Annotated in this window: 1 pseudogene; it reads left to right on the plus strand. The window is 62.9% G+C overall.

Annotated elements, in window-relative coordinates:
* Positions 1-184 (plus strand): annotated as a pseudogene (locus tag IBT54_RS24990) (hypothetical protein); the annotation flags it as partial.
* Between the last annotated feature and the right edge of the window lie 72 nt (positions 185-256).

A 256-nucleotide genomic window follows, 5' to 3' on the forward strand; every position in this document is an offset into this window, starting at 1 on the left:
GGGCTGCTACTGGCAGTTTGATCGGGGCAGCGTCTGGCTGAAGAGCATCGTCCTGCCTGAAGAACGTGAGGCACAGACGCTGGCCGGCCTGCGGTTCCTCGATGAGTGGACGGTGAGCGGTTCGCCGGATGCGCCCGTCATCTGCGACCGCAGCGACTGCCGGTGGGAAGATTACCGGCCCTGATATTTTCATCTGATGCCGCCGCGACCGGCGGCATCTCATCTGTAAGGGATAAGGATGTCGCTTCGCTCCGCC

Source organism: Pantoea sp. S62, assembly GCF_016658625.1.
GTDB classification, from domain to species: domain Bacteria; phylum Pseudomonadota; class Gammaproteobacteria; order Enterobacterales; family Enterobacteriaceae; genus Pantoea; species Pantoea vagans.